The following is a 22,119-nucleotide window of genomic DNA, read 5'->3' on the forward strand; positions in this document are numbered from 1 at the left end:
CAGAGCGCGGAACCTTAATGAGACAGGTCCGTGCAAGTGAGCGCAAAGCGGCTATCGAGGAGTGGAAGCAAATGAAGTGGACGGGAATGTACCGACGGATCGCAGCCCTAATGACGATGGTCTTGACCGCCGTTCTCCTGGCAGGATGCAGCGACGTAGTCGTGCTTAACCCCAAAGGCTCCATCGGCCAGCAACAGATGGATTTAATCCTCATCTCTACCGTATTATGCTTGGTCGTCGTCGTACCTGTCCTGGTACTGACGTTTTGGATCGCCTGGCGTTACCGCAAGAGAGAGAAGGACCAGGCGGCATATCAACCGAATTGGGATCACAGCACGAAGCTGGAGACGATCTGGTGGGGGATTCCGATCATCATCATCGCCATCCTGGCCGTGATCACCGTTCAATACACGTACAAGCTGGAGCCGTCGAAGCCGATCGAATCGGAAGCCAAGCCGATCACGATCCAGGTGACGTCGCTCGACTGGAAATGGCTGTTCTTCTATCCCGAGCAAGGGATCGCCACGGTCAACTATCTGAAGTTCCCTTCGAATGTGCCGGTGCAATTCGAATTGACCTCGGACGCGCCGATGAACTCGTTCTGGATTCCGCAGCTGGGCGGCCAGATCTATACGATGTCCGGCATGGCGATGAAGCTCCATCTGATCGCCGACGAGCCGGGCGAGTACAAGGGCGCGGGCGCGAACTTCAGCGGCAAGGACTTCGGCCAGATGAACTTTGTGGCCACGGCGACGTCCCAAGCGGACTTCGATCAATGGGTGCGGGAAGTGAAGCAGTCATATCCGTCCTTGACCAAGGAAGGGTATACGGAGCTCGCCAAGCCGGGCACGTCGCTCGTTCGCTCGTTCTCCTCGTTCCCGCAGGGATTGTTCAACGAGATCGTCACCAAGTATCAGGTCGACGGACAATCGGGCCATCACCACGGCGGCGCGGAGGCTTCCTCGGGCGACGCGAAGGCGAAGGACGGCGCAGCCGGTTCCGATGCCGATGGACACGATATGTCGGGCCATGACATGTCCGGAATGACCGATCACGACATGTCCGCCATGACCGATCAAGACATGACGTCGCACAATCATAACGGTTAAAGGAGGGGACCCACTTGAAAATCAACAGTTTATCCGATTTCTTCGTCACCGGGGACCCGCTAATCTACGGTGCGGACGTCGCCATCGGCCTGACGATGGTCGCGGTCGTCCTCGTGCTTACCCTGTTCAAGCGATGGGGCTGGCTCTGGCGCGAATGGCTCACGACCGTCGACCACAAGCGGATCGGCATCATGTACGTCATCGCGTCGCTTCTCATGCTCTTCCGCGGCGGCATGGACGCTTTGCTCATGCGGACGCAGCTTGCGATGCCGGATATGGAATTCCTGAAGCCGGACCACTATAACTCGATCTTCACGACGCACGGCGTCATCATGATCCTGTTCATGGCGATGCCGCTTATGTTCGGCCTGTTCAATCTCGTCGTACCGCTGCAGATCGGCGCGCGCGACGTCGCGTTCCCGTTCCTGAACTCGCTCAGCTTCTGGCTGTTCTTCATGGGCGCCATGCTGTTCAACCTGTCGTTCGTCATCGGCGGTTCGCCGGATGCCGGATGGCTGTCCTATCCGCCGCTCTCCGAGAGGATGTTCAGTCCCGGCGTCGGCCAAGACTTCTATATCTGGGGCATCCAGATCTCCGGGATCGGGTCGCTCATGACGGGGATCAACTTCATCGTGACGATCCTGAAGATGCGCGCGCCGGGTATGAAGCTCATGAAGATGCCGATGTTCTCCTGGTCGGTCCTCTCGAGCTGCCTGACGATCATCCTGGCGTTCCCGATTCTGACCGTCACGCTGGCGCTGTTGTTCATCGACCGCTACTTCGGCGCGCATTTCTTCACGCTCGACGGCGGCGGCAATCCGATGATGTACATCAACCTTATCTGGATGTGGGGTCACCCCGAGGTATATATCGTTATTTTGCCCGCCTTCGGGATCTTCTCCGAGGTGGTCGCCACTTTCTCGCGCAAAAAGCTGTTCGGCTACAAGTCGATGGTGTTCGCACTCATGAGCATCAGCTTGTTCTCGTTCTTCACTTGGGCGCATCACTTCTTCACGATGGGCTCCGGCGCGGACGTCAACGCGTTCTTCGCTTTGACGACGATGCTGATCGCGATCCCGACCGGGGTCAAGGTGTTCAACTGGCTGTTCACGATGTTCCGGGGCAAGATCACCTTCGAGTCCCCGATGCTCTGGACGATGGGCTTCATTCCTTGCTTCGTCGTCGGCGGCATGACCGGCGTTCTGCTCTCGGTGGCCCCGGCGGACTTCCAGTTCCACAACAGCTACTTCCTGATCGCGCACTTCCACCAAGTGCTGATCGGCGGCGTTGCGTTCGGTTACTTCTCCGGACTATACTACTGGTGGCCGAAGGTGTTCGGCTTCAAGCTGAACGAGAAGATCGGCAAGTACGCGTTCTGGTTCTGGAACATCGGCTTCTACGTCTGCTTCATGCCGCAGTACGTCCTCGGCCTGATGGGCATGACGCGTCGCGTCAGTACGTACGGATGGGATTCCGGCTGGTGGGAATGGAACTTCGTTTCCACGATCGGCGGCTTCCTGATGGGGATCGGCTTCCTGTTCCAAGTGTGGCAGATCCTGCACAGCATCAAGTTCATGGAGCGCGTATCGGGCGATCCGTGGAACGGCCGCACGCTCGAATGGTCGATCCCGTCTCCGGCGCCGGCCTACAACTTCGCGACCATCCCGCAGGTGCAGGAGCGCGACGACTGGTGGGCGACCAAGGAGCGCAAGGCGCAGGGGGTACCCGAGCAGCCGCGCGCGCCGCTTGAGCCGATCCACATGCCGAAGAACTCCGGCATTCCGATCATCATGTCGGCCTTCTGGTTCATGGCCGGATTCGGTTTGGTCTTCGACTGGCTGTGGATCGCCATCCCGGGTCTCATCGGGGTAGCGGGAAGCATGCTGGCTCACTCGTTCAACTACAATACCGACTACTACATTCCGGTCGATGAGATCGAAAGTACGGAAGCGGCAGCAGGGAGGGTCGTCTAATGGCACACGGCGGTAATCACGCGGCATCTCAAGCGCACGGTCATGATGGGCATCACGACCAGGAAGCGCTGCGGATGATGGGCTTCTGGATCTTCCTGATCACCGACTGTATCCTGTTCGGCACGCTGTTCGCGACCTATGTCGTCCTGCACGGCAGCACCGCCGGCGGACCGACGGCCTCCGAGCTGTTCGAGATGCCGGGCGTCATCGCCGAGACGTTCATCCTGCTCACGAGCAGCTTCACGAGCGGGCTGGCCGTCCTCGCGATGAATAAGGGCAGCAAGCGCGGCCTCATCGGCTGGCTTGCCGTCACGGCGATCCTCGGCGCCTCCTTCATCGGACTCGAAGTATCCGAGTTCGTGAAGATGGTGCACGAAGGCGCGACGATCAGCACCAGCGCGTTCCTGTCCGGCTTCTTCACGCTCGTCGGCACCCATGGCGTTCACGTCTCGGTCGGTCTCGTCTGGATGGTCGCTATCATGCTGCAGCTGAGCCGGCACGGCATCAACTCGGTGACGAAGCGCAAGGTGAACGTCATCAGCCTGTACTGGCACTTCCTCGACGTCGTCTGGATCTTCGTCTTCACCATTGTATACATGATGGGGGTGAAGTAAGATGGCAGAGCAGCATCCGCAATCGCACGGACGCGACGCGCACGGCGGCCATGACGAACACGAGTCGCACGGCTCGCTGAAGTCGTACGTCATCGGCTTCGTCCTGTCGCTCGTCTTGACGGCCATCCCGCTCATCGTCGTGCTGAACGACATGGTGACGGGAACGGCGGCGAACGTCGTCCTGCTAGGCACGGCGGTCCTGCAGTTCGTCGTGCAGCTCTTCTTCTTCATGCATCTGAAGGAAGAGAAGAAGCCGCGCTTCAACTTGCTGGCGCTGATCCTGGGCCTCGTCATCGTCATGACGATCGTCGCGGGCTCGATCTGGATCATGACCTACAACAGCGTAGGTTGAGGGTAATTGTTAAAGGGAAGAAGCGGAGGGTTCCTCTGCTTCTTCCCTTTTTGGCGTTGGGTGAGCGTGCCGTGCGGCGATTGGGCTGAGATCGTCGATTACTTCGACTATCTCGCGAGGAAAGTGTGTGTCTCGGGCGAAGATCGTCTAAAATTTTTGACTAACTCGCGGTAGTGTGCCAGGTCCCACGGATCAGAGCGGATATTCCGCCTTAATCGCCTCGAGCGTGCCGCATCCCACGGATTAAAGCGGATATTCCGCCTTAATCGCCTCGAGCATGCCGCATCCCGCAGATTAAAGCGGATATTCCGCCTTAATCGCCTCGAGCGTGCCGCATCCCACGGATTAGAGCGGATATTCCGCCTTAATCGCCTCGAGCGTGCCGCATCCCGCAGATTAAAGCGGATATTCCGCCTTAATCGCCTCGAGCGTGCCGCGTCCCGCAGATTAAAGCGGATATTCCGCCTTACTCGCCCTGGTAGAGTCGCGCTATCGCTTCGCAGTGCGGGCCTCCCGTCGTGCCCCGCCCCCGTCAGATCGCGCGGACCGCGCCGCCGTCGATCAGGAGCGACTGGCCGGTCATGTAGCTGTTGGCGGGGCTGGCGAGGAAGGCGACCAGCTTGCCGAATTCCTCCGGCGTGCCATAGCGGCCGGCGGGGATGAGGGCCGCTGCGGCCGCCTGCACTTGTTCTAGCGGCTGGCCGGACCGTTCCGCGTTCGCCTCGTCCAGCTCCAGGATGCGATCGGTGGCGAAGCGCCCCGGGCCGACGGTGTTGATCAGGATGCCTTCCTTGGCGAGATCGGCGGCCAGGGACTTCGCGAGTCCGACGACGCCGACGCGGAAGGTCGACGACAGCATGAGGTTGTCGATCGGCTCCTTGATCGAGCTGGACGTGAAGTTGACGATGCGGCCGAAGCCTCGCTCGCGCATGTGCGGCAGCGCCGCGCGGATGGCGCGGATATAGCTGAGCAGCGTTAGTTCGAACGCCGACTGCCAATGCTCGTCCGACAATTGGTCGAACTTGCCCGGCTTCGGCCCGCCGGAGTTGTTGATCAGAATGTCGAGTCCGCCGAAGCGTTCGACGGTCGCCTGGACGGCGCGGTCGATGTCGCCCGCTTGCGTAATGTCGGCGACGAGCGCGATCGGCGCGGTTCCGGACGCTTGGGCGATCTCGTCCGCCGTCTTCCGGATCGTACGTTCTTCGCGGCCCAGCACGGCGACGTTCGCGCCTTCGAGCGCCAACTGCAGCGCCGTCGCCTTGCCCAGCCCTTTCGAAGAAGCCAGCACGAGCGCGGTCTTGCCCTTCAATCCTAAGTCCATGAATGAAAGCCTCCTTCGGGATGCGCGATAAAAGTAAAGGGGTGCGCGATGCATACGAGACCCGGAACGGCGCAGACCCGCTCTCCCGCGGCATCCATGCCGCAGGAGGCGCTCATTCGCCCTCGTTCCAGGGATTCAGATGCACCAGCACCTCCACGACGTCCGGGTCGCTCTCCATGATACGCCGCTTGATCTCCCGGCCGATATCGTGGCCTTGCTGAATCGTGTAGTGGCTCGGCACGCCGACCCGCACGTCGACGATTACGTAGTGGCCGTGCTCGCGGGCGCGAACGCGGTCGATCCGCTTGATATCGTCGAGCGAGGCGATGAGGCGCTCATAGGCCCCGAGCTTCTCGACGGGAATATTGTGCTCCATCAGGATGTCCACGGCCTCCGTGCCCATCTCGTAGGCGAGCTTGAGCACGAGCAGCGAGACGATGATGCCCGCGATCGGATCGCCGTAGGCCGCCCAGGACCAGTCGAGTCGGTCGCCCAGGATGGCTATGCCGATGCCGATGACGGCTGCCAGAGAGGCATAGACGTCCGCCAGATGGTCGTAGGCGGTGGCGAGGACGCTCTTGCTCTTGGCGGCCCGGCCGACCCGGATGGTGTAGAGATACAGCGCCAGCTTCCAGACGAGCGAGATGAAGGCGGCTACCAGCGGCAGGAGGCTTCGCTCGCTCTCCGGCGGCTCGGTCAGCGACAGGATGGACTGATAGCCGATCCACAGCGCCGCTGCCGCCAGGATGATGGCGACCAGCGCGGAAGCCACGACCTCCGCCTTGCCGTGGCCGTAGGGGTGATCCTCGTCAGCTGGCTTCTTGGACACCATCGAGGAGGTGAGGGCGGCTACCGTCGCGATGATATCGCCCGCATTGTGCACGCCGTCCGCCACGAGCACGGGGCTTGCGAACAGCAGGCCGACGGTAATCTTAAGCGCCGTTAGCGCGATATTGCTGATGAGGCTGATCCATATGGCCAGCAGCCTGGACGGATGCCGTGAGGTCACCTTTCATTGCTCCTTTGCGGAGAGAGACTCGCGAGCGGTTCTTTGCGATATTTTACCATACACGATAGACGTTACCTAATCCCCGGCGTTGCCCGGCGACCCCGAACGGCGGTACAATAGACGTATGAGTCGGCTTCGGTAGAAAGGGAGTACAGAGGATGAGTGTGACAAACAGCATGCCGCAAATCTTCTCGCTGGTCGGTTCTCTGGTGGCGGGCGCGACCGTCATCGCGGTGCGTCTTCGCGCGACTACGAAGCCGGCGACGATGCGCAAGATCATCGCCCCGCCGCTCGGGATGGCGACCGGATTCCTCATGTTCGTCTCCCCGCTCGTTCGGGTGCCCTTAACGTGGGGACTGGCGGCTTTCCTGATCGGGGCGTTGTTCTTCTCTTACCCGCTCATCCTGACCTCGCGGTTCGAGGTCGCGAACGGGCATATTTATCTGAAAAGATCGAAGATGTTCATCGTCATCATCGTTGCGCTGCTGGCGGTGCGGATCCTGTTGCATGACGTGGTGGAGCGGTACGTCAGCATTCCGCAAACGGCGGGGCTCTTCTTCCTGCTCGCGTTCGGCATGCTGCTGCCGTGGCGTCTCGTCATGGTGAAGCGATTCAAGGCGGTCGAGCGTCAAATGCTGAAGCAGCCCGAGGCTTAGGCCGGCGCATATTCATGCGGTTCTGCGGCAAACGCGGAGCCGTTTTTTATTTCATAAATATAACATGAATAGTTAAATATATGTTATATAATAACAAAATACGAGGAATACATGTTATGAATATTGACATAAATCTGCGGGGCGAATAAAATTACATACAATACCAATCCTAGCCGGAATGCCGGCAGGACGCATCGGATACCCGCCTTGAAAGGAGGAAAGGCTACTCTCCTCCGTGTCCGCCCGAAGGGGAGAGCCGCCCCGCATGGAACTATGGAACGCCGTTTCCTCATTGACTCCTTCCTCCTCCCGTTTCTACGACGAGATGTACGAGGGCTCCGCGGTTCGGCCGCATTACGAGAAGACGCAGGGCGTCCTGTCCCGGATGAGCTTCGAGGAGCGCGCCGCCCGTCAGCGGACGATGAACCGCCGCCTGCTCGAAGAGGGCATCACCTTCACGCTGGCGCAGCCGGATCAGCCCGAGGCGCTGGAGCGAACCATCCCGTTCGATCTCGTTCCCCGCATCATTCCGAGCGAGGAGTGGGAGACGATCGAATCGGGCGTCAGCCAGCGCGTCCGCGCGCTCAATGCCTTCCTGCACGACGTCCACCACGATCAGCATATTTTCCAAGACGGACTGATCCCCCGGCGCATGATCATGGGCAACCGCTATTTCCGCACGGAGATGATGCGGCTGCGCGTGCCCGGGGGCAGCTATATCACGGCGTCCGGCATCGACCTCGTCCGCGACGACAAGGGCGGCTACTTCGTGCTGGAGGACAATCTGCGCTCGCCGTCCGGCTTCTCCTACCTATTCAAGAGCCGATCGATCATGACGCACGACTTCCCGGAACTGTACTTCTCGCACGCCGTCCGCGGCATCGATCGCTCGCTCGACGCCTTCCGCGCGGCGCTGCGCGGCATGGCGCAGACCGACAAGAGCGATCCCGTGATCGCCTTGCTCACTCCCGGCAGCTACAACTCCGCCTACTTCGAGCATGCGTTCCTGGCGCAGCAGATGGGGCTCGAGCTCGTCGAGGGCCGCGATCTCGTCTGCCGCGACCACAAGATCTACATCCGCGGACTGGGCGGCCTCCGGAAAGTCGACGTGCTGTACCGCCGGATCGACGACGACTATCTCGATCCGCTTGCTTTCCGTCCGGACTCGATGCTGGGCGTAGCGGGGCTCATGAACGCGTACCGATTCGGCAACGTCGCCATCGCGAACGCGCCCGGAACCGGCGTGGCGGACGACAAGGCTATCTATACCTTCGTGCCCGACATGATCCGCTACTATCTGAACGAGACGCCGATCCTCTCCAACGTGCCGACCTACCTGATGAGCCGGCCGGAGGAGCGGGAGTACGCGCTCGGTCGGCTGGAGGAGATGGTCGTGAAGGAGACCTCGCTCTCCGGCGGTTACGGGATGCTGATCGGCCCCGCCTCGACGGAGTGGGAGCGGGAGCGTTTCGCGGCCAAGATCCGCGAGCACCCGGACAACTACATCGCCCAGCCGACGATCCGGCTGTCGACGGCGCCGGTCTGCCTGGACGGCAAGCTGGTGTCGCGCCATATCGATCTGCGGGTGTTCGCGCTCATGAACGGCGGACGCGTGCACGTGCTGCCGGGCGGACTGACCCGCGTGGCGATGAAGGAAGGTTCGCTCATCGTCAACTCGTCCCAGGGGGGCGGCTGCAAGGATACTTGGGTATTAGCGCGATGAAGGAGGGGGACGCGATGCTGGATCGGATGGCGGAATCGTTGTTCTGGTTGGGGCGTTACGCGGAACGGGCGGAGAATCACGCCCGGCTGATCGATGTGTACTATCATCTGCGGGAAGATGCGGCCGGTTCGGACGGCGAAGTGTGGCGGCGTATCGTAGGGGCGATCGGGGATCGCTCCGCTTTCGAGGAGAAATATCCGGCGTACGGCGAGCGGGAAGCCATTCACTTTCTCACGCTCGATCCGAGCCAGGACAACGCTCTGGTCGTCTGCGTGGCGCAGGCGCGCGACAACTTGAAGAAGATCCGGGAGCGGCTGCCTTCCGAGCTCTGGAATCTGCTGAACGGCTTCTACCTGTGGCTGCGCCAGGCGAACGTGGACGAGGTGCTTCGCGACTCGCCGCATCGCTTTTACGGACGGGTCAAGGAAGGACTCGCGGCCTTCCAGGGGATGGCGGTGTCGATCGCGCTGCGGGACGCGTCTTGGCACATGATGGAGTGCGGCCGGTATCTCGAGCGGTCGGAGAACGTCGTTCGGCTGCTCCAGTCGATGCGGCAGACGGCGGCGGAGGCGGGGGGGTCCTCCTACGCGTACCTGATGGCCGTGCTCAAGTCGGTCGGCGGCTATGAAGCCTATCGGCGGCTGGGCATCGAGGAGCTGAACCTGGAGGAGGTGTCCTCCTTCCTGCTGCTGCAAGAGCCCTTCCCGAGGTCGGTGCACTATGCGCTCGCTTCGTTCGAGAGCCAAGTGAAGGCGATTCGCGGCAGCGCGGACAAGTCGGGCAGCGGGCTCGACCGCATCATCCGCATGGCCGGGAAGGCGCGGTCGGAGCTCGGGTGGCTGGAGCGGCGGGATATCGCGGCGGATACGATCGACAACGTGCTGCTGCAGCTCGCCGGGACGAACCGGCAGCTCGGCGAGGCGATGGCGAAGACCTTTTTTTCCTCCGGAAGGGAGGTCATCGCATGAAGCTCGAGATCTGCCACGTGACGAGGTATCGGTACGGGGGGGTCGTCTCGGACAGTGTCAATGAACTGCGGCTCGCGCCCCGGACGGATGAGCGCCAAGCCTGCTATCAGCACGTCTTGACGGTCGATCCGAACGTCACGATGATGTCCTACGAAGACTACTTCGGCAACCGCGTGCATGCCTTCACGGCGAACGATGCGCACCGGGAGCTGGTGATCGCGTCCAGGTCGACGGTCGTCACGCGGGACTCGGAGATGAAGCGCAAGACGGAAGAGCCGCCAACGGAGTCGTGGGCGCGCATCCGCAGCGACGCCTTCGTCGACGCCTACGCGGAGTATCTGCTCCCGAGCGCGTTCGCGACCTTCCATGCGGCGGTTAGCGCGTATGCTTCCGTGATCGGCGCCGAGGCGGGCGTGTTCGACTTCGTGAAAGGCGCTTCGGGGCGAATCTATGAAGACTTCGAGTACAAGCCGCAGTCCACGGGCGTACACACGACGGCGGACGAGCTGATCGGCATCGGCTCGGGCGTGTGCCAGGACTTCGCGCATCTGCTATTGGCGGTCTGCAGGCTGCGCGGCGTCCCCGCGCGGTACGTCAGCGGCTATCACTTCGTGGGAGACCTGCAGGGGCGCGACGCCGACTTCGAGCAAGCCTCCCATGCGTGGATCGAAGCCTACGTGCCCGGCGTCGGGTGGCTCGGCTTCGATCCGACGAACAACGGGCTCGTCGATTGGCGGTACGTGAAGCTGGCGCACGGGCGCGACTACCTGGACATCGTGCCGGTTAAGGGCGTCTATCGCGGGACCGACGAGCAGGAACTGACGGTGAAGGTGGACGTTCAGTTGGCGGCGGGGTGATTCGGTTAGGGTGAATGGAACGTTGGCGGAGGCTGTCTCCGCAGGTCGGATCAGGCCTCGGGGATAGCCTTTTTGCGTTCTTCGCGGCGGCAGGACGGGTGGGGGCGTGGCCTCAAGAGATGTACCCAGTACACCTCTTGAGGCGCTATCGCCGCAGCGGGACCCGGAGACGGCTTTAAGCCGTCCCCAGCGTCACGCCCATCTTGCGCAGATATTGCCGATAGGCGATGCTGACCCGGTCGCAGCGCAGCGACAGCTCGGCCTGCAGGTCCAGCGGCAGATTCTCCGGCTTCTGATTCTCGACGATCGGCTTGTCCTGGGCGAAGATCATGTCCTGGAAGGCGATGATCTCCTCGTCGGTCGTCCCGGTGTCATAGTTGAACGACAGGATGCCATAGGCGACGGACATGCCCTCGGCGACGGGGCGGATCGTGAGCAGGATGGTCATCAGGTAGCCCGTCTCGCGGTCGCGTTTCGTGAAGCGGACGGTGAGCGGACGGACGATCTCATACGTATAGTAGACGTATTTGGCTTGGCCAGAGCCGTCCGGATCGGGCTGATAGACCGCGATCTCCTCGGAACGGATGCCGTCCGCGTCTTCGATCATCCGGTAATCGCCGACGACGGCGTGCTCCGGGACGCCAAGGTAGCCTTGGTGAATGAAGGCCAGGTGGCCGACGTCCAGGAAGTTCTCGGCGATGCGCGGGGGATTCGCCAGCACTTCCTGGGGACCCCAGATGACGTTGCGGTAGGCGGAATCTTCGTATTCCGGGTACGCCAGGAGAGGCGCGTCGCTGCCGCTCAGGTTCACCCAGACGAGTCCGTACCGCTCCTGGCATGCATAGGCGCTTACCTTGGCCTTCAGCGGGATCGCTTGACCTTCGGACAGCTGCGGAATCTTGGCGCACGCGCCATCCGTCTCATACTCCCACTCATGATACGGGCAGACCAGGCGGCCTTCCCGGACGCAGCCGAGCGAGAGCGCGGCGCCGCGGTGCACGCACAGGTCGGCGAAGCAGTGGATGCCGCCTTCCGTCCGGAACAGCACCAATCGCTGGCCCAGCATCGTCACCGGGATAGGGCGGTCTTGTACGTCCGAGGCGCGGCAAGCCACGATCCAATCGCCGGCCAATACGGGATCAAGCGTGTTCATAAAAGGAGTCCTCTTTTCCTCGGTCTGATGCTTATGCCTCCATCATAGGACAAGGCGGCGGGGAGGTCAATAAAGACGAACGATAGTTGTGATAATTGCAAAGATCGTACGTAAATAATCTATACAACTTGTCGAAATTCGTCTATAATCAGACAAGTCGAGTCAAAACGGCGAGTCCGCCTCAAGAACATTCCGCCCATATCCAAGGAGGTATCACCCCGCGCCATGCAAGGTGAACAATTGAGTCAAGCGCCAAGCAACAACCTGATCGTCGGCGTCGACGACAAGATCGGTTACGGCAAAGCTTTTCTGCTGGGACTTCAGCACGTTCTGGCGATGGACTTGTACATCGCGCCCATTATCATTGCCGGACTGCTGTCTCTTAGTACCGGGGATACCTCGTTCTTCATTCAGATGTGCTTCTTGGCCACGGGGATCGGCACGCTGATCCAGACCGGCTTCGGACTCAAGCTTCCGGTCGTTCAAGGCCCATCCTATATTCCGATCGGCGCCATGTCGGCCATCGGCGGCAAGCTCGGGCTTGCTGCGATGACGGGCAGCCTCCTGCCCGGCGCCCTCCTCATCGCCGTCCTCGGCGTGCCGCTGAAGATTTTCGCCAAAGCGGTGCGCAAGATCGTCCCTCCGATCGTCGGCGGCACCGTCATCATGGTCGTCGGCGTCACGCTGATTCCTTCCGCCATGAATTCCATCTTCACCTACTCCGGCAACATGGGCCATAACGTGATCGTCGCGGGCGCGTCTGCGGCCGTCCTTGTCGCTTGCATTCTGCTGGGCGGCAAGATGAAGGGCTACGGCACCTTCTTCCGCCTCATGGGCGTCATCATCGCCATCGTGGTCGGCACCGTCATCGCTTCCTTCTTCGGCACCGTGGACTTCTCGCCGGTCCGCGACGCGGCTTGGTTCTCGCTGCCGAAGTTCTTCCCGTTCGGCACCCCGACGTTCGATTGGAGCGCCGTGCTGACGATGGTATTCGTCTATCTGATCGTCCTCCTGGAGACGACCGGCACCTGGTTCGTCGTCTCTTCGGTAACCGGCAGCGAGCTGAACGAGAAGCGGCTGAACCGCGGCGCGTTCGGCGAAGGGCTCGGCTGCTTCGTCGGCACCCTGTTCGGCGGCTCGCCGATGACCGGCTATTCGTCCAACGCGGGCCTCATCGCGATCACCGGCGTCGCCAGCCGGATGGCGATCATGGCGGCGGGCGTCATCCTGCTCGCGCTCGGCCTCATTCCGAAGCTGTCCGTCCTCATCACCTGCATCCCGGATACGGTCATCAACGGCATTTTCGCCATCGTCTGCGTGGCCATTCTGATGAACGGCATGAAAGTCATCCAGCCGCTCAAGATCAACGACCGCAACATGATGATCATCGGTATCCCGATCGCCCTGACGCTCGGCTGTACCGTATTCCCGAAGGACGTGCTTTATTCGCTGCCCGACTTCGCGAACTACATCTTGTCTTCCGGCACGGCGGTAGGCGCGATCGCGGCGCTCATCTTGAATCTCGTCATTCCGAAGGGCAAAGACAAGGAAGGCGAGAAGGCCTGAATCGGAACGTTCGGATTTTAATGTTCGGATTTAAGTTGTTAACGCGCCACATTTGGACTATTAAAGTTCGGATTTTGTTAGAAAAGCGAATGATTGTGACAAACGCCACTTGACGCGTGCGGATAAATGGCGTACGATTTGATTCGTGATCGGAAACGGGCCGTTATGCCCGAACATTCGAATCGAATCGCCTCACATGATCGGATCTTCCATTCGTATATCCTCGGCAATAGGGGCCGGGGGTCTCTACCGGGAACCGCAAATTCCCGACTACGAAGGAGGTGGAGTTTTCCACATCCTTTGTCGTCGGGAATTTTTTTGTTTTCTTCAGGGTCAAAACGTACGTCTCGCCGTCCAGGAAGACGGCAATGCCATTTTTACTTGGTCATCCAACATGTATAAGTTTCACGCCTATACATTTCCGCATGACCGACGATAAAAACGTGTCGCCGTCCAGGAAGACGGCAATGCCATTTTTACTTGGGAGGCTGAACATTCATGAACGCTTATGATGTCATCGTCGTCGGAGCCGGTCCGGCGGGTATCTTCACCTGCTATGAATTGACGCGCAAAGCTCCTCGCCTCAAGGTGCTGCTGGTCGACAAAGGCCACGAGATCCACCGCCGCAGCTGTCCGATCCTCGAGGAGAAGATTCAGCTGTGTCCGCCCGCCGCGGGGAAGAAAGAGTTCGCCGGTTGTCTGCCCGCGTGCTCGATCACGGCCGGCTTCGGCGGCGCCGGCGCCTACAGCGACGGGAAGTTCAACATCACGACGGAGTTCGGCGGGTGGATGACGGACTACCTGGCGCCTTCGCAGGTGCTCAGCCTCATCAAGTACGTGGACGACGTGAACCTCGCGCACGGCGCGACGCACACGCTGACCGACCCGACGACCGAAGTGGTCAAGGGCATCGAGCGGAAGGCGTACGCGGCGGGCCTCAAGCTGCTGCGGGCGCAGGTGCGCCACCTCGGCACCGAGCAGAATCTGGAGATCTTGAAGTCGATCGCGAGCTTCCTCTCGGACAAAGTCGAGATGCGCTTCAAGACGGAAGTCGCGGATCTGCTGACGGCGAAGGAGAACGGCGCGCACACGGTGAAGGGGATTCTGCTCAAGAACGGCGAGGAGCTGCATGCGGATCAAGTCGTCGTCGCTCCCGGGCGCGACGGTTCGGCCTGGCTGACCGAGGTGCTGAAGAAACGCCGCATCAAGATGCACAACAACCAGGTGGACGTCGGCGTGCGCGTGGAGACGAGCGACGTGGTCATGCGCGAGATCAACGAGCATCTGTACGAGGGCAAATTCGTGTTCAACACGTCCGTCGGCACGCGCGTCCGGACCTTCTGCAGCAACCCTTCTGGACACGTCGTCGTCGAAAATCACAGCGGCGTCATGGCCGCCAACGGCCATGCGTTCAAGGATCCGGCGCTCGGCTCGACCAACACGAACTTCGCGCTGCTCGTCTCGCACAAGTTCACCGAGCCGTTCGACAAGCCGAACGAGTACGCCCGCGAGATCTGCAAACGCGCGAACGACCTGTCGAGCGGCGGCGTCATCGTGCAGAAGTACGGCGACATCCTGCGCGGCCGCCGCTCCACCGCATCGCGGATCCGCGAAGGCTTCCTCGAGCCGACGCTGAAGGAAGCCGTGCCGGGCGACCTCGGGCTCGTGCTGCCGTACAACACGATGAAGAGCCTGATCGAGATGGTGGAGGCGCTGGACAAAGTCACGCCGGGCATCGCCTCCGAGCACACGCTGTTCTACGGCGTGGAGGCGAAGTTCTACTCGGCGCGGCCGCAGCTCACCGACAAGTTCGAGACCGAGATCGCCGGTCTGTACTGCGGCGGCGACGGCGCGGGCATCACGCGCGGCCTCGCCCAAGCGGGCGCGGCCGGCGTCTGGGTGGCGCGCGCGATCGCGGAGCGCGGGGACGCGTAAGCGAAAGTAGGTCGCGCAGGGTCTAGGCTGGCAAAGTTGCGGTTGGTGCCGTTTGGTGCTTTTGGGATGCGGGTCACGCGAGGAGAGTTATCAACTGCAGATCAATGCCGGCGCCGCTAATCAATAACCGCTCCTTCTTATTCCCCAACAATTGCTGCGTCCAGTCTACGAAACCGCCATCCACGATACTCACATCATTCACGTTGATTTTGAAATTAATTCCGTGGTAATAGCGGTTGTTGCTTTCTTCCTTGTCGGCGATAAACAAGCAGGAACGAAACCGCTCGTTCAAATGATCGTACATTCTGTCCATTAAACCGTTCGAATCGGTGTATCCCTTTCTCATGTGAAGAAATACCTTTATCTCTTTTCCTAGCTTCTCGCCGAAATAGTTGATGTAGAATTCCATTTGCTTGGTCATTGCCTCTTTTTCGAAGCGATACGACCCGGTATCTTTACCTGAACTAACCAGGGTAAACTTGTTCGACGCGAGGCGCCGCCGATCCTCCGCGCGATGGGATATTTACCGCGGATGCGGGTGTTGGTATAGTCAAGCTATAGCGGGGCCCGCTCGATCGGGCGCGGATGGGGGAGAGAAGAGGATGAAGATTGCGGTCATCGGCGAATTGAATGTAGATGTCATCGTCACGGGAAGGGACGTCCTGCCGGAGTGGAACCGGGAGAAGCTGGTCGATTCGTTCGACGTGGTGCTGGGATCGTCGTCGGCGATCACGGCGGCGGCGCTCGCTTCGCTGGGTGCGGACGTGAAGTTCGTCAGCGTCGTGGGAGACGACGACTTCGGCCGGCAGTGCGTCCGGGAGCTCGGGCGTTTGGGCGTGGATACGAGCGGCGTGGTCGTGGACCCGGCGCTGAAGACGGGGGTCACGCTGTCGCTGTCCACGCCGCAGGACCGGGGGCTGTTGACCTTCCCGGGCACGATTCCGCTGCTGGGTCCCGGCCATGTGCCGGCAACGCTGCTCGCCGAAGTCGAGCACGTGCACTTCGGATCGTACTTCTTGCAAGACGGGATGCGGCCGCATTGGGCGGAGCTGTTCCGGAAGGCAAGGTCTCACGGGGCGAGCACGTCGTTCGACACCGGCTGGGATGTGGCGAATGCGTGGGAACGAAGCGGCATCGACTACTTGCTCCCCGAGACGGACTTGTTCATTCCGAGCGAAGAAGAATTCCTGCAGCTGTATCCGGCGCCATCGCTGGATGCGGCCTGGCCGCTGCTGCCGGAAGGGGTCCGGGCGGTCGCGGTGAAGCGCGGGGGCAGCGGGGCATCGTTATATGTGCCGAGCCAGACGGTCGCGTCCGTCCCTTCGTTCGCGGTGCGAGTGGCGGATACGACCGGCGCCGGGGACAACTTCAATGCGGGCGCCATCTATGCTTACCGCAGCGGCAAGCGCGGGGAAGCGCTGCTGCGCTTTGCCTGCGCCTGCGGCGCGATCGCGGTGCAGGGCGTCGGCGGCACGGGCAAGCTGGCCACCGTCGCGGAAGCGGAGCGGCTGGTGCGCGAGGGCGCGGTAAACGCGTAAGGAGAGCGGACATGGGAACGGGATCGCCGAGCAATCGGCGATCCCGTTTTCGTTGCCTTCGGCATTCGCGACATCTGGGAGGGCACCAGTGGCACCCGTGTAACCCGCGGCATCCATGACAATCGAGATTCCCTTGTCACCTTGAATCCCCTCCGAACCACTCATGTTTTCCTCGATTAACCCGGTTAACGCTTAGCCGTATAAATTTTCTCTACAACAACGTAACCAACGTCAGCGCAGACAACAGGACGGAGACGATGAGCAGTACGATCATCGGCCGAACGGCGGTGCGGAGCTCGCGCAGGTTCACGTTCAGACCCATGCCGGCCATGGCCGTCGTCAGCAGCACCGCGGTGAGCGTCGAAGTGCCGCTCATCCAGCCGCTCGGCAGCGGCAGCCAGGCGTCCGGATGCGTTGTGCCGAATACGCTCATCGCGAGGAAGCCGAGCAGGAACCAGGGGAACGAAGCTGCCGCGCGGGCGGCGGGAGCGCCTGCCGCAACGCCGCGTGCTCGGTCGGCCTCCGCATCGCCAGCGGCGGCGGCTTGCGCCTGACGCTTGGCCAGCTGCCGCTGGCGGAAATGCAGCGCCAGACAAAGCGGCACGAGCAGGAACACGCGGCTCAGCTTCGCCAGCATGCCGCTCGCCATGGCGTCCGGACCGCCTGCGGCCGACGCCATGGCGACGTGGGCGATCTCGTGCAACGAGAGGCCCGACCAGAGGCCGTACGTCGCGCCCTGCAAGTGCAAGAGCGGCTCCAGCAGCATGTAGGCGATCGCGAAGATCGTGCCTACGGCGGCGATGAGACCGGCGCCCATCGCTGTCCGCTGCTCTTTGGCGGCGAGGAGCGGGGACACGGCCGCGATGGCGGCAGCCCCGCAAATGCCGGTGCCGACGGCGAGCAGCAGCGTCAGCTGCCGGTCTGCCTTCAAGAGGCGGCCGAGCAGCAGTCCCGCCGCCAGCGAGAAGGCGAGGGTGGCTGCCGCCCGCGCCAGCAGGGGCAGTCCCTGCTGCAGCACGGCGTCGATCGGCAGCTTCAAGCCGTACAGCACGATCGCGGTCCGCAGCAGGGTCGTCGTCGAGAAGCGGATGCCGGGGCGCAGCGCCTCGGGCAGCCCGAACAGATGCCGGTACGTCGCGGCGATCAGCAGCGTACAGGCCATCGGCCCGAAGAGCGAGAGTCCGGGCACGCGGGCGAGCTGCCACCCGGCCAGCATCAGGATCAAGGTCAGGATCAACCCGCCGGCGATGCCGGTCGAGCGCAGCCGCCAATGGCGAAACCCTTGGAATCGTTTAGGGGAAGGCGCGGGAGAAGGAAAAGGAACGGTGGCGTTCATGCGGAAGCACCTCTTTTCGGTTCGGTTGCATCTATCATACTTCCGTTAGTATGATAAGAAAAATGAATTATTATTATAGTCACGATAAGTAAATGATTATGATAAGGACGGGAGGATCGCCGATGGATATCCAGTTGCAGGTATTCTCTGCCGTCGCGGAGCTGCGGAACTTCTCGCGGGCCGCCGAGCGGCTGCATATGACGCAGCCGGCCGTCAGCCAGCATATCCGAGCGCTGGAGGAAGCGCTGGAGACTCGACTGCTGGAGCGGAACAACAAATCGGTCTCTCTCACCCGGGCGGGGGAGATCGTCCTGCATCATGCCCGCGAGATTAACGGGCTGTATGCCCGGATGCGCGAGATGGTCGACGAGCTGACGGGCAGCGCGCACGGCCCGCTCGCGATCGGGGCGAGCTACACGTTCGGGGAGTACATGCTGCCGCTCACGCTGGCGCGATTGCACGAGACGTATCCCGAGATCGCCCCGTCCATCACGATCGCCAACACGGCGGATATCGCGGAACGGCTGCGCGGGCGGGAGCTGGACGTGGGCATCGTAGAGGGGGAGGAGATCGGGACGGGACTCGACGCCGTCCGGTTGGCGGAGGACGAGATGGTCATCGCGGCGGGCCGGCAACATCCGCTCGCAGGACGGGTGAAGCCCGCGTCCGCGCAACGGCTCGCCGAGGAGCCCTGGATGGCCCGCGAAGCCGGTTCGGGGACGCGCGCCGCGATGGACCGGATGTTCGCGGAATGGGGCGTCCGGCCGGCGCGCCTCATGGAGCTGGGAAGCACGCAGTTGATCAAGGAGACCGTGGAGGCCGGGCTCGGCCTCACGCTGCAGTCCCGCTGGGCGCTGCGCAAAGAGCTCGGTCTCGGTTCGCTGAAGCTGGTGCCCGCGCCGGGGCTGCCGGTACGCCGGAGCTTTCATGTCCTGCTGCGCAAAGGCGATCTGCGGACGCGGACGATGGAGCTGTTCCTGCGGACGCTGCGCGAAGAGACGAACAAGCTGCTGACCGAGCCGACGATCTGAACCGCGCCGTTCCCCGAGAAAGGAAGACGACCGCAAAAAAGCCGTCTCGCAGCTTGGCAGCTGGGGAGACGGCTTTTTCGGGGGCTTCATGAATTTCAGCTTAGCTTTTCTTTTCGTTCGAGAGCATAAGCTTAGCTTTTCGTTTCGTTCGAGAACTTCAGCTTAGCTTAGCTTTGCGGTTGCTGAACGATTTTCTCGAACGCCTTCAAAAATTCGGAAGCGGGATAGGCGCCGGACAATCCGTACTTGTTGTTCAGCACGAAGAAAGGAACGCCCGAGATCCCCATCGCCGAGGCGTGGTCGAGATCTTGCTGCACTTCCTCCGCGCCGCGGCCTTCCGTCAGGCCGGCCTCCAGCTCGAAGGAGGGCAGGCCGAGATCCGATGCGATCTCGAGCAGCACTTCCGGCTTCGCGATGTCGCGGCCGTATTCGAAGTAGGCGGTCATGACGGCATCGATCCACTGCTCGCGTTGGGACTCCGGCGCGAGATAAGCCAGACGGTGCGCCAATACCGTATTCGGCATGCGCGTAACGCGGTCGAACCGGAAGGTCACGCCGACGGCGGCACCCGCGTCGGTCACCCGCTGCAGCATCTCGGGGATGCGGTCCGCCCCGCCCATTTTCCGGGACATCGACGATTCGAACGGGAGTCCTTCTTCGGGCAGCGTCGGATCCAGCAGGAAGGCGTGGTAGCGGACGTCGACTTCTTCGCCTGTCTTCGCCGTCCATTCGGAGACGGCGTCCAATACGTTTTTCTTGCCGATGCGGCACCACGGACAGACCATGTCCGAATAAATATCGATTTGCACGTTCAACACCTCATTTATAGATGTGGGTTTTGGAACCAGGCTGCGTCACTGAACAATTACACTGAGTATGACAGAATGCCGGAGCCCTTACAATGCGCTGGTGGCGAGCCTTATCCAACCTCCGGCCCAAATGCGTCGGAACGGCGAATTTCCGCTCCGAACGGCCTTGGCAAGGCTGGCGGAATAGGTTCCCGTCCGTTGCGGCACACTAGAACCCGGCCCCCTTGACAGCTCCAACTGTAACTGTTAGTATTACAGTAACCACCCGGGGAGGCGGTGTCAAGATGAACAGCGAATTTATCATTGCCGTGCACAGTCTCGTGCTGCTGGCCCACAAGCCGGATTGCATGGCATCGAGCGAGGAGATCGCGGCAAACGTATGCACCCATCCGGCGCGCGTGCGGAAGGTGCTCGGCTTTCTGCGCAAGAGCGGGTACGTGGCGACGCGCGAAGGCTCCGGCGGCGGCTACCGGCTGATCAAGGATCCGACGGACATGACGCTGGCGGACATCTACCGCGAGATGGCCTCAGGTTCGCTGACGCCCAGCTGGTGCAGCGGCAACCCGGAGATGGATTGTATGGTGGGCTCCAACATGCAGGATGTCATGAACGCGGTGTTCTGCGGGGCGGAGCAGAAGCTCGAGGCGTATTTTGCCGAGATTACGATCGGCCAGATGCTCTCTCGGATCAAGGAGCGTCAGCACGTTTAGGCAAGGGTAAGAGTGTCTGACGGCTGTCAGTCAGCTTGGATGCCGCGGGCTAGCGGGCGATGTCGTCCGATCGGTCCGATCATCATATGGAGATTGGCCTATATTTTGATTTCTTAGAAGGAGTGGATTCACATGACAGTAGTCGTAACCAAAGACAACTTTAGCGCAACGGTCGGCGAAGGCGTATCCCTGGTGGACTTCTGGGCCCCTTGGTGCGGTCCTTGCAAGATGCAGCTTCCGATCGTCGAAGAGCTTTCCGGCGAACTGGAAGGCACCGCTACGATCGCGAAAGTGAACGTAGACGAAGAGCCTGAGCTGGCTTCGCAATTCGGCGTCATGAGCATCCCGACCCTGATCGTCTTCAAGGACGGTCAACCGGTCGACAAGCTCGTAGGCCTGCAAAGCAAAGATTCCCTCAAAGCGAAGATCCAAGGCCGCCTGTAAGCCGGCCCAGGATCGACGAAGAGCACCCCGTCCGGGAGGACGGGGTGCTCTTTTTATGCGATGCTGAACCAACCTTCTAGTTCACCGTTAAATGGTCCATTGCGCATGCGTGATCGCCACGAGCCGCCATTCCGTTCCGTCGGGGACGAACGTCAGGATCAGACTCTCCCAATCCATGCCCTCCAGCTTGCTGTCGAAGCCCGGGTAGTGGAATTCGACGAAGGACGCGTTCTTGTAGACCGATTGGCCGTTGTAGGCGGTGTTGCCTTTGCCTACGAGCTTGTTGACGCTGACGGTAGGCGCGCCGGCGAAGTCTTGATCGTACACGAACCGTTCGAAGTAGTCCCGGAACGTCAGCTTGATCGCTTCGCCAGAACCGTCTAGCGTACCCCAAGCGAGCTTGTCGGTCGACTTGAAGGAGGGCAGCTCGCTCGCGGCGAATACTTGGTCTTGCTTGTCGTCCATGTGAGCGTATGGGCTGAAACGCAATCCCAGCTCGGGGTCGATCCGGGAAGAGAGCCGCTTCAGATCGCGGTCCCGAAGCGCCTCGGCCGCCTCGATGGCTGCACGCTTAAGTTGTTCGACCGGTCCGGAAGCCGCGGCCTCGGTCGGCTGATCCCCTGCGGGAGCCGATGCCGAAGGCGACGCGCCGGCAGTGCCGGACGATGCCGGATCGGTGGACGGAGAGGCTGACTTAGAAGCTTCTGCAGAGGCGGTAGGAACATCCGTCGAGGCCGAATTCGAGTCGGTCCCGTCGGCGCCGCAGCCCGCCAATTGAAGCGCAAGAACCACCGCGGTTAGCAGCGGGAGCCATTTGCGCATCCTATACATTCCTCCTACACCTTTTTTTTACTTTATAAATTCTTTAGGTACATCGTTAGACGCAAAACTCGGGCAGATGTTCCGGTCAATTGCGGCTGGCGGAAATTTTTTTAGTCATACAGAATTGATAAGTTTCACGCCTACCCATTTCTGTATGACCGCCGATAAAAACGTGTTGCCCTCTTCCGAGAAG

The 22,119-nt window shown here is 61.2% G+C and carries 21 protein-coding genes and 1 riboswitch; of the genes, 14 read left to right on the forward strand and 7 right to left on the reverse strand.

Going from position 1 to position 22,119, the window contains the following annotated elements; translation table 11 throughout:
• Positions 1 to 71 precede the first annotated feature (71 nt).
• The 4 genes from cyoA to cyoD are packed head-to-tail and all read left to right on the forward strand — an operon-like array spanning position 72 to position 4,048.
• Positions 72 to 1,109 (forward strand): ubiquinol oxidase subunit II, encoded by a 1,038-nt coding sequence (gene cyoA, locus H7C19_RS04235; protein ID WP_376775317.1) that lies wholly within the window; start codon positions 72 to 74, stop codon positions 1,107 to 1,109.
• 14 nt (positions 1,110 to 1,123) lie between these two features.
• Complete coding sequence (locus tag H7C19_RS04240) at positions 1,124 to 3,082, forward strand: cbb3-type cytochrome c oxidase subunit I (protein ID WP_185141336.1); 1,959 nt, start codon at positions 1,124 to 1,126, stop codon at positions 3,080 to 3,082.
• Positions 3,082 to 3,696, forward strand: coding sequence for a cytochrome o ubiquinol oxidase subunit III (gene cyoC / locus H7C19_RS04245; RefSeq protein WP_185141337.1), 615 nt, complete (start codon positions 3,082 to 3,084; stop codon positions 3,694 to 3,696). The genes H7C19_RS04240 and cyoC overlap by 1 nt, the downstream gene beginning before the upstream one ends.
• Position 3,697: 1 nt before the next feature.
• Positions 3,698 to 4,048 (forward strand): cytochrome o ubiquinol oxidase subunit IV, encoded by a 351-nt coding sequence (cyoD, locus tag H7C19_RS04250; protein WP_185141338.1) that lies wholly within the window; start codon positions 3,698 to 3,700, stop codon positions 4,046 to 4,048.
• Between the two features lie 532 nt (positions 4,049 to 4,580).
• Here cyoD and H7C19_RS04255 read toward each other — a convergent pair.
• Both H7C19_RS04255 and H7C19_RS04260 read right to left on the reverse strand, forming a co-directional pair.
• Complete coding sequence (locus H7C19_RS04255) at positions 4,581 to 5,369, reverse strand: SDR family oxidoreductase (RefSeq protein WP_185141339.1); 789 nt, start codon at positions 5,367 to 5,369, stop codon at positions 4,581 to 4,583.
• A gap of 112 nt (positions 5,370 to 5,481) precedes the next feature.
• Complete coding sequence (locus H7C19_RS04260; protein ID WP_185141340.1) at positions 5,482 to 6,378, reverse strand: cation diffusion facilitator family transporter; 897 nt, start codon at positions 6,376 to 6,378, stop codon at positions 5,482 to 5,484.
• Between the two features lie 158 nt (positions 6,379 to 6,536).
• Between H7C19_RS04260 and H7C19_RS04265 the strand changes: the two genes are divergently transcribed.
• From H7C19_RS04265 to H7C19_RS04280, 4 genes are all read left to right on the forward strand, one after another.
• On the forward strand, positions 6,537 to 7,034 hold the full coding sequence (locus H7C19_RS04265) for a CcdC family protein (RefSeq protein ID WP_185141341.1): 498 nt from the start codon (positions 6,537 to 6,539) through the stop codon (positions 7,032 to 7,034).
• Positions 7,035 to 7,299: 265 nt separating this feature from the next.
• Entirely contained in the window at positions 7,300 to 8,757 is a 1,458-nt protein-coding gene (locus H7C19_RS04270) for a circularly permuted type 2 ATP-grasp protein (RefSeq protein ID WP_185141342.1), read from the forward strand.
• Between the two features lie 14 nt (positions 8,758 to 8,771).
• Positions 8,772 to 9,725, forward strand: a complete 954-nt coding sequence (locus tag H7C19_RS04275; protein ID WP_185141343.1) for an alpha-E domain-containing protein — start codon at positions 8,772 to 8,774, stop codon at positions 9,723 to 9,725.
• Positions 9,722 to 10,582: a transglutaminase family protein gene (locus H7C19_RS04280; protein ID WP_185141344.1), complete on the forward strand. Its 861-nt coding sequence runs from the start codon at positions 9,722 to 9,724 to the stop codon at positions 10,580 to 10,582. The genes H7C19_RS04275 and H7C19_RS04280 overlap by 4 nt, the downstream gene beginning before the upstream one ends.
• A gap of 175 nt (positions 10,583 to 10,757) precedes the next feature.
• Here H7C19_RS04280 and H7C19_RS04285 read toward each other — a convergent pair whose 3' ends face one another.
• Complete coding sequence (locus H7C19_RS04285; protein WP_185141345.1) at positions 10,758 to 11,735, reverse strand: aromatic ring-hydroxylating dioxygenase subunit alpha; 978 nt, start codon at positions 11,733 to 11,735, stop codon at positions 10,758 to 10,760.
• A gap of 225 nt (positions 11,736 to 11,960) precedes the next feature.
• On the opposite strand from H7C19_RS04285, the gene H7C19_RS04290 reads away from it, so the two are divergent.
• Together H7C19_RS04290 and H7C19_RS04295 are read left to right on the forward strand one after the other, a co-directional pair.
• On the forward strand, positions 11,961 to 13,301 hold the full coding sequence (locus tag H7C19_RS04290; RefSeq protein WP_185141346.1) for a uracil-xanthine permease family protein: 1,341 nt from the start codon (positions 11,961 to 11,963) through the stop codon (positions 13,299 to 13,301).
• A 193-nt stretch (positions 13,302 to 13,494) separates the two neighbouring features.
• Positions 13,495 to 13,594, forward strand: a riboswitch (purine riboswitch).
• A gap of 205 nt (positions 13,595 to 13,799) precedes the next feature.
• The gene (locus H7C19_RS04295; protein ID WP_185141347.1) at positions 13,800 to 15,236 is read left to right on the forward strand and encodes an NAD(P)/FAD-dependent oxidoreductase; all 1,437 of its coding nucleotides are present in this window, start codon (positions 13,800 to 13,802) and stop codon (positions 15,234 to 15,236) included.
• A 73-nt stretch (positions 15,237 to 15,309) separates the two neighbouring features.
• On the opposite strand, the gene H7C19_RS04300 is transcribed toward H7C19_RS04295, so the two are convergent.
• A complete protein-coding gene (locus tag H7C19_RS04300; RefSeq protein WP_221469025.1) occupies positions 15,310 to 15,657 on the reverse strand; it encodes a hypothetical protein in 348 nt (115 codons plus the stop codon).
• A 181-nt stretch (positions 15,658 to 15,838) separates the two neighbouring features.
• On the opposite strand from H7C19_RS04300, the gene H7C19_RS04305 reads away from it, so the two are divergent.
• Positions 15,839 to 16,774, forward strand: a complete 936-nt coding sequence (locus tag H7C19_RS04305; protein WP_185141349.1) for a carbohydrate kinase family protein — start codon at positions 15,839 to 15,841, stop codon at positions 16,772 to 16,774.
• Positions 16,775 to 16,985: 211 nt separating this feature from the next.
• Here H7C19_RS04305 and H7C19_RS04310 read toward each other — a convergent pair whose 3' ends face one another.
• The gene (locus H7C19_RS04310) at positions 16,986 to 18,110 is read right to left on the reverse strand and encodes a YeiH family protein (RefSeq protein ID WP_185141350.1); all 1,125 of its coding nucleotides are present in this window, start codon (positions 18,108 to 18,110) and stop codon (positions 16,986 to 16,988) included.
• 122 nt (positions 18,111 to 18,232) lie between these two features.
• Here H7C19_RS04310 and H7C19_RS04315 point away from each other — a divergent pair, with 122 nt between their 5' ends.
• Positions 18,233 to 19,141 (forward strand): LysR family transcriptional regulator, encoded by a 909-nt coding sequence (locus H7C19_RS04315; protein ID WP_185141351.1) that lies wholly within the window; start codon positions 18,233 to 18,235, stop codon positions 19,139 to 19,141.
• 167 nt (positions 19,142 to 19,308) lie between these two features.
• Here H7C19_RS04315 and H7C19_RS04320 read toward each other — a convergent pair whose 3' ends face one another.
• Positions 19,309 to 19,950, reverse strand: a complete 642-nt coding sequence (locus H7C19_RS04320) for a DsbA family oxidoreductase (RefSeq protein ID WP_185141352.1) — start codon at positions 19,948 to 19,950, stop codon at positions 19,309 to 19,311.
• Between the two features lie 284 nt (positions 19,951 to 20,234).
• Between H7C19_RS04320 and H7C19_RS04325 the strand changes: the two genes are divergently transcribed.
• Both H7C19_RS04325 and trxA read left to right on the forward strand, forming a co-directional pair.
• On the forward strand, positions 20,235 to 20,660 hold the full coding sequence (locus H7C19_RS04325; protein ID WP_185141353.1) for an RrF2 family transcriptional regulator: 426 nt from the start codon (positions 20,235 to 20,237) through the stop codon (positions 20,658 to 20,660).
• A 132-nt stretch (positions 20,661 to 20,792) separates the two neighbouring features.
• Positions 20,793 to 21,104, forward strand: coding sequence for a thioredoxin (gene trxA, locus H7C19_RS04330; protein ID WP_185141354.1), 312 nt, complete (start codon positions 20,793 to 20,795; stop codon positions 21,102 to 21,104).
• A gap of 87 nt (positions 21,105 to 21,191) precedes the next feature.
• On the opposite strand, the gene H7C19_RS04335 is transcribed toward trxA, so the two are convergent.
• The gene (locus H7C19_RS04335) at positions 21,192 to 21,926 is read right to left on the reverse strand and encodes a hypothetical protein (protein WP_185141355.1); all 735 of its coding nucleotides are present in this window, start codon (positions 21,924 to 21,926) and stop codon (positions 21,192 to 21,194) included.
• Positions 21,927 to 22,119 lie beyond the last annotated feature (193 nt).

It is taken from the genome of Cohnella nanjingensis (assembly GCF_014212125.1).
GTDB classification, from domain to species: Bacteria; Bacillota; Bacilli; order Paenibacillales; family Paenibacillaceae; genus Cohnella; species Cohnella nanjingensis.

Coding starts and splice junctions, on each gene's coding strand:
- H7C19_RS04280 (WP_185141344.1), top strand. CDS start 9,722: ATGAAGCTCGAGATCTGCCACGTGACGAGGTATCGGTACGGGGGGGTC.
- H7C19_RS04335 (WP_185141355.1), bottom strand. CDS start 21,926: ATGCGCAAATGGCTCCCGCTGCTAACCGCGGTGGTTCTTGCGCTTCAA.
- H7C19_RS04315 (WP_185141351.1), top strand. CDS start 18,233: ATGGATATCCAGTTGCAGGTATTCTCTGCCGTCGCGGAGCTGCGGAAC.
- H7C19_RS04285 (WP_185141345.1), bottom strand. CDS start 11,735: ATGAACACGCTTGATCCCGTATTGGCCGGCGATTGGATCGTGGCTTGC.
- cyoC (WP_185141337.1), top strand. CDS start 3,082: ATGGCACACGGCGGTAATCACGCGGCATCTCAAGCGCACGGTCATGAT.
- H7C19_RS04300 (WP_221469025.1), bottom strand. CDS start 15,657: ATGACCAAGCAAATGGAATTCTACATCAACTATTTCGGCGAGAAGCTA.
- H7C19_RS04275 (WP_185141343.1), top strand. CDS start 8,772: ATGCTGGATCGGATGGCGGAATCGTTGTTCTGGTTGGGGCGTTACGCG.
- cyoD (WP_185141338.1), top strand. CDS start 3,698: ATGGCAGAGCAGCATCCGCAATCGCACGGACGCGACGCGCACGGCGGC.
- H7C19_RS04265 (WP_185141341.1), top strand. CDS start 6,537: ATGAGTGTGACAAACAGCATGCCGCAAATCTTCTCGCTGGTCGGTTCT.
- H7C19_RS04270 (WP_185141342.1), top strand. CDS start 7,300: ATGGAACTATGGAACGCCGTTTCCTCATTGACTCCTTCCTCCTCCCGT.
- H7C19_RS04290 (WP_185141346.1), top strand. CDS start 11,961: ATGCAAGGTGAACAATTGAGTCAAGCGCCAAGCAACAACCTGATCGTC.
- H7C19_RS04325 (WP_185141353.1), top strand. CDS start 20,235: ATGAACAGCGAATTTATCATTGCCGTGCACAGTCTCGTGCTGCTGGCC.
- H7C19_RS04310 (WP_185141350.1), bottom strand. CDS start 18,110: ATGAACGCCACCGTTCCTTTTCCTTCTCCCGCGCCTTCCCCTAAACGA.
- cyoA (WP_376775317.1), top strand. CDS start 72: ATGAAGTGGACGGGAATGTACCGACGGATCGCAGCCCTAATGACGATG.
- H7C19_RS04255 (WP_185141339.1), bottom strand. CDS start 5,369: ATGGACTTAGGATTGAAGGGCAAGACCGCGCTCGTGCTGGCTTCTTCG.
- H7C19_RS04305 (WP_185141349.1), top strand. CDS start 15,839: ATGAAGATTGCGGTCATCGGCGAATTGAATGTAGATGTCATCGTCACG.
- trxA (WP_185141354.1), top strand. CDS start 20,793: ATGACAGTAGTCGTAACCAAAGACAACTTTAGCGCAACGGTCGGCGAA.
- H7C19_RS04295 (WP_185141347.1), top strand. CDS start 13,800: ATGAACGCTTATGATGTCATCGTCGTCGGAGCCGGTCCGGCGGGTATC.